Annotated in this window: 9 protein-coding genes and 1 pseudogene; 3 read left to right on the top strand and 7 right to left on the bottom strand. The window is 67.6% G+C overall.

The window, feature by feature from the left end:
• Positions 1-1198 precede the first annotated feature (1198 nt).
• The 7 genes and pseudogenes from N8I87_RS43415 to N8I87_RS43385 form a co-directional block, all read right to left on the bottom strand.
• On the bottom strand, positions 1199-2083 hold the full coding sequence (locus tag N8I87_RS43415) for a hypothetical protein (RefSeq protein WP_263217389.1): 885 nt from the start codon (positions 2081-2083) through the stop codon (positions 1199-1201).
• Positions 2084-2136: 53 nt separating this feature from the next.
• Positions 2137-2922, bottom strand: a complete 786-nt coding sequence (locus N8I87_RS43410) for an AAA family ATPase (RefSeq protein WP_263217387.1) — start codon at positions 2920-2922, stop codon at positions 2137-2139.
• Positions 2923-2925: 3 nt separating this feature from the next.
• Positions 2926-4512 carry a TnsB C-terminal domain-containing protein gene (locus N8I87_RS44700; protein WP_411577417.1) on the bottom strand — a complete coding sequence of 529 codons (1587 nt, stop codon included), beginning with the start codon at positions 4510-4512 and terminating at the stop codon, positions 2926-2928.
• A gap of 1271 nt (positions 4513-5783) precedes the next feature.
• The gene (locus N8I87_RS43400; protein WP_263204603.1) at positions 5784-6038 is read right to left on the bottom strand and encodes a hypothetical protein; all 255 of its coding nucleotides are present in this window, start codon (positions 6036-6038) and stop codon (positions 5784-5786) included.
• Positions 6039-7001: 963 nt separating this feature from the next.
• Positions 7002-7629 (bottom strand): annotated as a pseudogene (locus N8I87_RS43395) (transposase family protein).
• A 9-nt stretch (positions 7630-7638) separates the two neighbouring features.
• Positions 7639-7836 carry a hypothetical protein gene (locus tag N8I87_RS43390; RefSeq protein WP_263217385.1) on the bottom strand — a complete coding sequence of 66 codons (198 nt, stop codon included), beginning with the start codon at positions 7834-7836 and terminating at the stop codon, positions 7639-7641.
• A gap of 64 nt (positions 7837-7900) precedes the next feature.
• The gene (locus N8I87_RS43385) at positions 7901-8344 is read right to left on the bottom strand and encodes a hypothetical protein (protein WP_317633575.1); all 444 of its coding nucleotides are present in this window, start codon (positions 8342-8344) and stop codon (positions 7901-7903) included.
• A 434-nt stretch (positions 8345-8778) separates the two neighbouring features.
• On the opposite strand from N8I87_RS43385, the gene N8I87_RS43380 reads away from it, so the two are divergent.
• The 3 genes from N8I87_RS43380 to N8I87_RS43370 are packed head-to-tail and all read left to right on the top strand — an operon-like array spanning position 8779 to position 10195.
• A complete protein-coding gene (locus N8I87_RS43380; RefSeq protein WP_263217384.1) occupies positions 8779-9117 on the top strand; it encodes a putative quinol monooxygenase in 339 nt (112 codons plus the stop codon).
• Between the two features lie 38 nt (positions 9118-9155).
• Complete coding sequence (locus N8I87_RS43375) at positions 9156-9569, top strand: group II truncated hemoglobin (protein ID WP_411577418.1); 414 nt, start codon at positions 9156-9158, stop codon at positions 9567-9569.
• Positions 9566-10195, top strand: a complete 630-nt coding sequence (locus N8I87_RS43370; protein WP_263217380.1) for a TMEM175 family protein — start codon at positions 9566-9568, stop codon at positions 10193-10195. Before N8I87_RS43375 ends, N8I87_RS43370 begins: the two co-directional genes overlap by 4 nt.
• The last annotated feature ends 24 nt before the right edge of the window (positions 10196-10219 follow it).

The raw sequence follows: 10219 nt of genomic DNA, 5'->3' as shown, positions 1-10219 counted from the left end.
GAACTCCCGTGCTGCGCACGGGAGTTGCGCTCCCGCTTCGCGGGAGCGCGCGGCTCGCGTTGCTCGCCACACAACTCGACTGCGCAGCAGTCGAGTTGATGCCCCCTCTGCTGCGCTACGGGGCACGGCCCGCTATGCGGGCCGATGCCGGGACTGCGTCCCGGCTGGCGGCTTCCGCTGCGCTCCAGCCTCCCCGCGCTCCGCGCGGAACGGGCCTGCGGCCCTCGCGGCAGCAAGGGGCGGTGGGCTTGGCTCTGCTTGGCGGGGGTCAGGACCGCGGTCTGGCCATTTCTGGAGGGGGCGTGGCTGTCTTTCATCGGTGCGCGCCAGCTCGCCCACACTCACCCGGAAGTGCAGCCCAGGCCTGACGGCTCTTCAACTTCACTACGTTCTTGCCCTTCCGTACGCAGGACACTGCGCTGCGGCCTGTCCCGGGAGCAGATGGAGCAGCTTGGGCGCATGAGTCCTGGCAACCTTGAGTACTGCTCGCATAGTTCTTGTCCACGCACTCAAGTCTCTTCCCATTGCGGCCGGTAGCAGCACTGTCGGCGCCCCGAAATGTGTGTGGCTTCTTCGGTCAGCACGCACCGGGAGTCTGTCGTGTGCGAGATTCCAGGAGCGTGGTGCGGGATGTTCCCGCACAGTGCGGGCCGAGCGAGGTTGGGGGTGGCGTCCGGTGCGTGCTTCAAAATTTAGTCCAGATTCATTCTGGATCACGCCCTGTCCTCCGAGGGGCAGGGCGTGGGTGCCGTCGACCGGTGAAGCCGCGCAGTGTCCGACGAACCTGCGCGCTGCTGCGCAGGCGTCGGCATCCTGGGTGGGCTATCTCTCACTTCTCAGCTGAGCTGCGTCTTTTGCGGTGACAGTGCATGACGCGCACCGGTGACAGCGTGTGCCGTACACAGTGACAGGCAGATGCTCAGAAAGGGGCGTCGAAGTCTGCGCGGCCCGTAGTCGGGCGGCAGCCATCCTTTCTTCCGGGCAGCGATGGTCCGACGGGTGTGGGGAGGTGGTGGCGGGCAGCCTTCCATCAGGTCCTGGTCACTGGTGGGCCATGGGGTCGCGTAGTGGACAGTGCACAGGGGCCAGATCGTCTTCTGTGGCGGTTTCGGGCGTGGCTTCGCGCCCTGCCTTCGGCGGCGCTGCTTGGGGCGCGGTGGCTGGGGCGGACGGAGTTTGCAGCTCTCCGCGAAGGCTGTCAGGCCCGGCACGTCCGTATTCGCCAGAGGGTCGCTGAACAGCGGGCCGTCTGTGTCGGAGTGGATACGCCACAGGCAGGCCGCGGCCAGAAGGAGGAGCGGGCCCAGAGCGGAACGTGGTGGGTCATGCAGCCCAGGCGGAGTCCCTCGTCGTGAAGGGTGATGGTGGAGGCGTCCAGGGCCAGGTCGCGGACGTGGGCGGTGTCGAGCTGCGTGGTGGATGCCGCAGTGAAAGCGGCGGTGGCGAGTTCGGCTGCCAGGTGCGGGTGAGCGGTGGCGTGGCGGAGACGGAAAGCAACCTCCGCCTCGGTGACCGGTGGCATCACAGGCGGGAAGAAGTCCATATCGGCCGCCGTGGGCGCGGTGCACTGGCAGGGGCGGGGACTTGCGTCGAGGGCACGAAGAGTGGTCAGGGCGGGCAGGCTGATCCACCGGTTCGCCAGCGGACGGTGCGGGATGGAGGCCTGGACTGCAGGGGATGGTTCGGCGGCCGGGAGGAGGGCTGCGGCCTCGGCCGGGTGGCAGTCGACGCCGACCAGGACGCGTTGAAGGGCCACGGGCAGGTAAGCGCGGTGACAGACCAGGGACAGGTGAAGGCCTGTGCGCTGGCGCAGGTGCAGCAGGGCGCGCAGGCGGTGAGGGGTGAGGTAGTGAGCGCGCAGCAGCATCAGGTGGGTGGTGCCGGTGGCGAGGATCCAGGCGGCTGCGATGGTCCAGGCGGAGGCCGTGTCGCGCTGGCGGTACCCGGTCAAGGGCACAGGCTTGCCGAGCGCGGCCAGGATGTCGTAGGCCAGTGCGAGGGTGGAATCGGTGCCCGGAGTGGGATGGACCGTGAGCCGGCCCGCCCAGGGGGCATGTGCGGCAAGAGCTGCGCGGGTGTGCACAAGGTCATCGTGCGGGTCCAGGACCACGATGAGGGGTGGCGGACTGGTGCAGATCAGCATCGTGTCCCCCGGCGAGGGAGCTTGCTGTAGGCCCAGCGCAGGAGGTCTTCGTCCACACGCGTCCGGCCTGTTGCTGCCAGGCCGCCCAGAAGCTGGTGGGTGATCTTGGCCCAGGCGCGGAAGTTCCCGTGGGCGGCTTCCTGGTCGCAGACGGCGATGAGCGCGGGGTCGGCGTCGGCCCACAAGGGATGGAACGCAGGGACGACCGTCTGGACCTCGGCCAGCGGCATCCGGGGAATCTCCTGCCAGGTGTAGACCCGTGATTCCAGCATCGGCTCGCTCTGCAGCGTCTCGAAGCAGCCGTTGCCTCCCGTGAAGATGATCGTCAGGCCGGTGTCGGAGTCATCCCAGAGGTAGCGCAGATACTCGAAGCAATGCTTGGACAGCCACTGCGCCTCGTCACACACCAGTACCTTCGGCTCGTCCAGAGCGGCGCGCAGCACCCGGTCGAATTCGATCGGCTGGGGCGGCGGTCGGCCCGGCAGTTCCAGAGCGTGAAAGAGCTCGTACCGCAGACCCCGGGTGGTGGGCCGGGCCTGGAACCGGATACGGCGCGTCAGTGCCGGAGCCAGCTCGCGCAGCGAGGCATTGACCGCCAGGGACTTGCCGTGGCCGGTAGCGCCGTAGATGCAGATCATCGCCTGGGCCTCGACGGCCACTCGGATGTTCTCCCGTACTTCCAGCAGGGTCTTGGTGGCAACAACGTGGGCGTCTTTCAGGCGCATGTAGTGGTCGTCGCGTTCTTGCGGGAGAAGGCCCCGGCGCTGTGCGGTCGTCATCGGTCAGCTCCTCGTCGGGCATGCTCGCCGCATAGGCGTGCTGGGGTCTGGTGCCAGTCGCTTGACGGGACGGGCCCAGGAGGCAGGGGGCTCGCTGGGCGGGATCAGATCCGGCAGCGCCCGCGCGGCCAGGTCCGCCCGGTGGCTGACGGCGAGTTCCTGCTCGGCCTGTACTGCCGTCAACGCGCCCAGCCTCTGCGGGCGCTGTGCACTGGTGACCGCCCCGAACCGGTCCCGCGTGTGACGCGAGGCAGCAGACAGCGCGCGGGCCAGGCGGCGCTTCTCAGCTTCCCGGCTCTGGCGCACCGCACGCCGCTGGTCGGCGCTGGCCGCGTCTGCCAGGTGCGCTGTGCCCAAGTGCCTGCCCGAGGCCGCGTCGAAGACCTCGATCTCATGGTCATGATGCGGGATGTAGCGGATGCGTACCTTCGTGCCCGCATCCGCACGGCCGGTCATCCACTCCCCCACGTAGTACCGGCTTCGCCAGCGCACCCCGCACGCAGTCAGCGTGCGCACCCGTCCGTCGTCCTCCAGCGTGAACGCCCACAGCAGGTGAGCGTCCACGTCCTCGACCGGTGTGGGATCGTCCTGCCACGCCTGGAGCGGGGTACGCCCCTCAAGCGCCTGACTGGTGTGCTCCGTGTTCCACCATGTGATCCACTCCAGCAGCAGACCGACGAACACCGTGAACTCAAGCGGTTCTGCCCCCTGTGCCTGGCTCCCTCGGGTGCTCCGAGAGCCCGGGCGCAGCTGGGCAGACGGGGCGCGGGTGTAGCCGGGCAACGACGCGAAGAACATCCGCTCCACGCACCGGTTCAGGTTCTCCACCGTTCCCTTCAGCTCCGGGCGGTAGGCGGGGAGGTCCTCCACCGGCACCGCAAACGCACCCAGCGCCGCCGCCACCGTGGAAGAAAGGAAATCGCTGCCTCGGTCGATCCGCACCAGCGAAGGCAGACCCCCGACCGGCCCGTACGGGCCAGACAGCTCTTCGTCCCTCGACAAAGCAATCCTCAACGCGGCCAGAATCGCGTCCCTGGACGGCTGATGCGGTGTGACGGCTGCCCCGGCAATCGCGTTCGTCGCGCAATCGACGAACCACGTCACCCACGGACACACCAGCTCCCCATCCAGCACAACCTCGACGGGCACATGCGTGTGATCAGCCTCCCAGCACGCATTCCGCCACAACCTCGGCCGCCGCAAATGCACATCGTGCCGCCGCCGAGCCCGCTCCCCACCAGCAAGAGCCGCACGCTGCCCCGCACTCAGATCCCGGCGAATCGCCCGGTGCAACGTCGCCAACGACGGCACCGGCGAGGCGCAGCGGCCCTCAGCGACAGCCGCGGCATGCTCGACCACCAGCTCCCGGTGAACCGCAGCCGCGTTCCCACACCAGGCGAGAAGACGCGCATGCAACTCCGGCGTGACCCGGAACCGCTCCCGCCCCCGCGGCCCTGTACGCCCCTCCCGCCGAGCAGCCTCAAGCCACCGCCACACCGACCTGAGCGACACCCCCACCGAAGCCGCCACCAGACGGACATGCTCCGTGGTCAACTCCCCACGCCCGTCCAACACCAGCAGACGGGACACCGCCTGCTCCCGCCCCAACAACCCCGGCACACCAGCCACCGACCGCGCGACCGACCGGCCACCCTCGCTCCGCTGCGCACGACTCATACCGCACCGCCCGGCAAGAAAACCATCCCCCGCTACCGGCCACAGTCCCCCAACCAACAAACAGACAGCGCAGTTCACCGAAGAAGACGAGATGGGTCAACACCCGGCGTACACTCCCCCGACTCAGGAATCTGCACCACCACACCCCAGCCGAAATCAGCGGAGTGACACCAGCAGAACGCCACCCAACACCACATCACACCAGGTCAAAGACCTAGACACCGGTGACAACACACGCACACCACCACTGACACCAAACCGCAGATTCGCACCGTGACGCCGCCTGCGCCTCCTGCCGACACCCCTTTGAACCTCACCAGCAGAACAGACCAGCGCCCACCCCAGACACCAAAAGACCTACAGACACCACGACAGACCGACAGCACCAAGACCGCAAGCCTGTCACCCCACAGACCACAGCAACAGCACCAAGACCCTCAAAAGCCAGACACCCGACCACCCATAACACCAACTGACATCCATACGGCCACCAACTCACAACAGACCGCGCCACATCACCCGACAGGTCCGGGCCCCACACCGGCCAGCGCGGCGGCGGAGCCGACGCGCAGCGGACCCCCAGGCCGCGCCCTATCCCCGAGGCCGCCGCCCGCCCACGCCCGCCCCCATTCCTCACTCATCCTTCAACCAGCGCGGGAAAAGTGGCAGCAGAGGGGATGTCAGACCCTCGACCATGCGCGGGAACCTTGGTTGACCTGCGGACACGCCGACCCTCCCGGAGAGGCTCGCGCAAGAGATGTTGCAGGAGTAGCCGCAAGAGATGTCGCAAGGGTCGGCGTTTCGGGTGCCTCGGAGCTGTACAAACTGCAGCAGGATGACCCTGCATCGCTGGAGGAAGAAGGGTTCGCATCGTGATCCGCGCCGGACGCGCCGCGTTGGTCCGTACACTCGCCGACCTCGCCACGGCAGCGGGGAAAACGCCGAAGACATTCAGCAACCAGAAGCTGCACAAAGTCTCCCCACCCACAGGCCACTTGACCTGCGGCCGAGCACCACAAAGGCCCTGTACTCGTGAAGCTACGGCCGGGGGATATGTCCCCCGGCCGTAGCTTCACGAGTACAGGGCCCAGGTGGGCCGGGTCCGGTCCGCGGCTCCCGCCGGTGCCGGATCACTTCCACCTCGAAGGAGGCGGCCGATCCACTCCCTCACTGACCAGAGCGGATCAGATGGCGATCCTGGGGGTATACCAGGCGTCGGAGCCGGACAGCGTCCTCTGGATCCCTATGGCCGAGTCCTGAAGCCCCTTGGGGCAGGTGATCACACTGGAGAGGTACCCGCCCCGCGGCTTGAGGCCCTTCTTCAAGTCGTAGACCATCTGACCTGACGGCCCCGCGCAGTTCAGGAAGAACTCCGAGTGGATCGTCCCGTACGTCTTATTGGTGAAGTTCAGCTGCACCTTGTTCGCACTGACGCGCATGATGCACCGCATCACCTTCTTACCCTCACAGCGCCACACGCCATCGGCCGTGGCGCGGGATGCCTGAGCTTCAGCGACCGTCGCGGACGTCCCCATGAGCGCTGTCGCAGCAACGCCCGCGACCACCATTCGAGCTGCTATTCGCACGATTCACCCGTTCTCTCTGTCCGTGCGCCTAACGAACGCCGGGCAGACCCTTGGGCCCGCCCGGCGGTGACTCGCTGCGCGCACGTGACTCCCCGTGGGAAGCTTCCAGCGTTCCCCGTGGAGACGATCTTAATATGCGCGCTGCACTGGACGTATGGCGTGGTGAAGTCCGGAGCCCAAGGCCAGAAGGGTTGGATCTGCTCGAAGTACATCGCTGGCGGCCCTGCGTGATGCTGGGTGTGCCGTAGCTTCACGAGCACAGGGCCGAGGGCGGATCGGTCGTCGTGGCCGAGCAGGGCCAACACCCCTTCCCGGTTCTACTCCCGTCGTTCGTCCTTGCTCACGGAACGCTACATGTCCGTCTGCCGTAGCAATACGAGCGCACCCCCACAAAGGAGGGGCCGCCCGGTAGCCAGCCCGGTCCAGGGACGGGGCGAGCGGTCCAGGATGAGCGAAGCCCAGCGCGTAGCGCCGCCGAAGGCGTCCTTGACGGCTCGGCACGGCCCACACACTCCACGAGCGGGCGGCCCCGGCTCGCCACCTGCGAGGCGCTCGCTTTCGCTCCCCACTCGGTTGAGTAACAGAGCAAGTGAGGCGACGAGTAGCCCTGGCCGAATCCAGAGATCCTCATCACCGTGCGGGAACCAGACCTACGTCAGGCGCTCGACTCCTGACAGCGCGGCCTGCTGTCATCGCTGCGCGCACTGCAGCAATGAGCCCGTTTCACCCTGAAGTTGCTGGTCGCGGGGCTGGTGTGACGGCGCTGCCTGATGTTCGTGCTGGTCGTGGTCGGCTGTCCGGGCTGTAGGTCATCTGTCAGCGGGCGATCTCAAGGTTGGTGAGGACGAGGAGGGCCCGCAGGAGGGTGGTGGCGTGCCGGGCGTGGAGGCGGAGCCTGGTCAGGATGCGCCAGTTCTTCAGGTGGGCGAAGGCGTGCTCGCAGGCGGCGCGTTCGGCGGCGATCAACTTGTTGATCTGCTTCTTCGCCGTGGTGAGGGGGCTTGGTGCGGGCGGCCTTGAAGCCGGTGATGATCACTGGGTTGTCGGGGTCGTCGTCCAGGCCGGTGAAGCCGAGGTCGGCGATGGCGCCGAGTCCGGCCTCGCGGAGATGGCGGGTGATGCCGTTGTGGCGGGCGGTGGTGATCTCGGAGGACCGTCCGGGGCGGGCGGCGGAGATCCAGATCAGTCGGCCGTGGGTGTCGGTGATGCCGAGGAACAGCAGGCCGTGGGACTTGTGTTTCCCGCTGTAGTTGCGCCAGTTGTCCGGCCCGGTGCGGCGGTGGGTGCGGATCAGGGTGCCGTCGAGCAGGACGACATGACCACCCTTTCGGATGATTCTCTTCAGGGCCCGGTCGAGGCGTTCGGCGCGGGCGGCCAGCAGACCGGTCACCTCCAGCACCCAGCGGCGCACGGTGCTGGCGGAGATGTTGTTGCCGCCGGCCATGTCGAGAAGTCACTGGTCGTGGCGGAGGACGGCCAGGACGATGACCGCGATCCGGCCGGCGGACAGCTTGCGCCACCGCGACCCGATCTTCTTGAGGTGGGCGCGGATCAGGTGGGTGACGGTGGAGATGGTGGTTGTGGACAGCGGCAGCCGGACTTGGTAGACAGGGGCCTCGGTGCCCTCGGCGGAGTTCAGGTTCTTTCGCATACAACCCCAACTCTGGCCGGGGGCACGCCAGTTACGGCCGAACACCAGGTTCCCTGTCCCGTGCTCACAGCACGGTGATGAACCGCCCGGTCGGGGTCTTGTGCAGCCAGCCCCGCTCGGCCAGCCGGTTCAGCCGGCTCCGCATCGCCTCACGGAACCGCGGCTCGGCACTGATCCCGAGCAGTCGACACACGTCCTGAGTCATGACCGGGTCGTTGGCCGAGCGGACGATGTCGAAGACCTTCCGGTACTCCTCGGGCAGAGCCTTCTCGTCCATGCCTTTGTCCCGGTGCGGCACCAGCAACACTGCCCGCCCCGCAACCTGCCCGGCAGCCGGCACGGAAGTCTCGTCCGCCTCGGCCTGCGCGTTCAGCCGGACCAGCACCCGCTCCGCGCAGGCGAGTTCCTCCCGTTCAGCCCGGACCGCCTCCAGTTCCTTGGCCAGCCGTTCCTCCGCCGCATCGAGTTCCGCCAGCCGTGCGGTGATCCGCTCCAGCACGTCGTTCACGGCCGCCCCTCCCAGAACATCCGGACAGAGCGTATGAATCCGTCGCACGCTCCGGCAGCTGAACCACGGAAATCCATCCCGTCGAGTGTCAGACGATCTTCGCGCTCGGCAACCGCCCGCGACCTGTGCGAGCACCGAACCACCTCACTCACACCAGCCCCGCGACCAGCAACTTCAGGGTGAAACGGGCTCAATCAGGCCACCCGGTCGGCGATGCACGGGAGAAGCCGAGGGCGGCGACGCGGTCGGCATGGCTCATGGATAGCGGCCGTGACCGGCGTGACAGCCTCCTCTCCGCCCCCTGCCCCGTCCTCGGTGCCCGGCCGCATCCGCGGAATCTCAACCGCCGCATCATGTGCTGGAAGCGAACATCCTCGATTTCCCGGTCGGCATTTCTGAATCATTGCCGAGAACCGACCCCACGGAGGACCGACGTGATCGTGGAGTACATCCGGTACCGCATCGCCGATCCGGAACGGCGAGCCGAGTTCGAGAAGGCGTATGCAACTGCTGCCGAGCAGCTGGATCTGGCTCCGCAGTGTCTCGGGTACGAGCTCTCCCACGGCATTGAGGAGCCCGACCGGTACATCCTGCGGATCGAGTGGACCTCCGTGGCGGACCACGAACAGGGCTTCCGCGGCAGCCCGCACTTCCCGCCCTTCCTCGCCGCCATTCGTCCCTACGTAGGGGACATCGTGGAGATGAAGCACTACGCCCGGACATCGGTGGTGTCCGCGGCCTCGGGGGACGTGGCGGGCGGGCAGACGCCGTGACTGAGCGTGCCGCCACCCTGTACGAGGCCCTGGGCGGCATGGACGCCCTCCGTCGGCTGAGCAACACCTTCTACGACGGTGTACTCGCGGACCCACTGCTCGCCCCGGTCTTCGCGGACTTCACCCGAGCCCACATCGAGCGCGTTACCGTCTGGCTCGCCGAGGTCTTCGGCGGCCCCGCAGGCTTCACCGCCGAACACGGCGGCCACCAGGCCCTGCTCCGCGCCCACCTCGGCCTGTCGATCACCGGGGAGCAGCGGACCCGGTGGATGGAGCTGATGACCGACGCCGTCCGCAGGGAAATCCCCAAGGACGAGACGCTGCGCCGCCGGCTGCTGGAGTACTTCGACTGGGGCACCCAGATCGCCCGTGACGTCTCGGCCGGCCCGGTCGGCCAGGATCTCGGCGAACCGGGACCGACACCCCGCTGGGGATGGGACGGGCTGGTGTGAGCGAGACCGGACGCGTCGAGGCGTTCAGCGACGGCGTCTTCGCCATCGCCATCACCCTGCTGGTCCTGGAGATCCACGTGCCGTCCGAGCACGGCCACAAACTGACCGAGGCGCTCACCCACCAGTGGCCGTCCTACGTCGCCTACGTGGTCAGCTTCCTGGTCATCGGGGTGATGTGGGTCAACCACCACGCCCTTTTCGGCCACCTGGCCAAGGTCGACCGCACGCTGGTCTTCCTCAACCTGCTGCTGCTGATGGTGGTCGCGGTGCTGCCTTGGCCGACGGCGCTGCTCGCCGAGCACCTGCGGGACACCGACGACGCCCGGGTGGCCGGGGTGATCTACAGCGGCGTGATGGTGATGCACGCAGTGTGCTACGGGGCCATCTGGTGGTACGTCACCCACCGCGGGCACCTCCTACATCCGGAGGTGGACCGAGAGGCGGCGCGGGCCACCCGGATCCGGTTCAGCCTCGGATCGGTGGCGTATCCGGCGACCGTCGGGCTGGCCTTGGTCTCGCCGACGGCCATGCTCGCCGTGCACGGACTGATGGCCGTGTACTACGCGTTCAACCACTTGGCCGTGCTCGGCCGAGAGCGGCTCCCCACGTCGGCGAAGCCCGAGTAGCAACAGACGCTACATCAGCAAGTT

It is taken from the genome of Streptomyces sp. HUAS 15-9, from assembly GCF_025642155.1.
In the GTDB taxonomy this organism is placed as follows: domain Bacteria; phylum Actinomycetota; class Actinomycetes; order Streptomycetales; family Streptomycetaceae; genus Streptomyces.
This window is presented reverse-complemented; position numbering and strand designations above follow the sequence as displayed.

What these genes read in the sequence shown, in the direction of transcription:
- N8I87_RS43410 (WP_263217387.1), bottom strand. Translation starts at nt 2,922, where the DNA reads ATGACGACCGCACAGCGCCGGGGCCTTCTCCCGCAAGAACGCGACGAC.
- N8I87_RS43400 (WP_263204603.1), bottom strand. Translation starts at nt 6,038, where the DNA reads ATGCGCGTCAGTGCGAACAAGGTGCAGCTGAACTTCACCAATAAGACG.
- N8I87_RS43390 (WP_263217385.1), bottom strand. Translation starts at nt 7,836, where the DNA reads ATGCGAAAGAACCTGAACTCCGCCGAGGGCACCGAGGCCCCTGTCTAC.
- N8I87_RS43375 (WP_411577418.1), top strand. Translation starts at nt 9,156, where the DNA reads ATGGACGCCCTCCGTCGGCTGAGCAACACCTTCTACGACGGTGTACTC.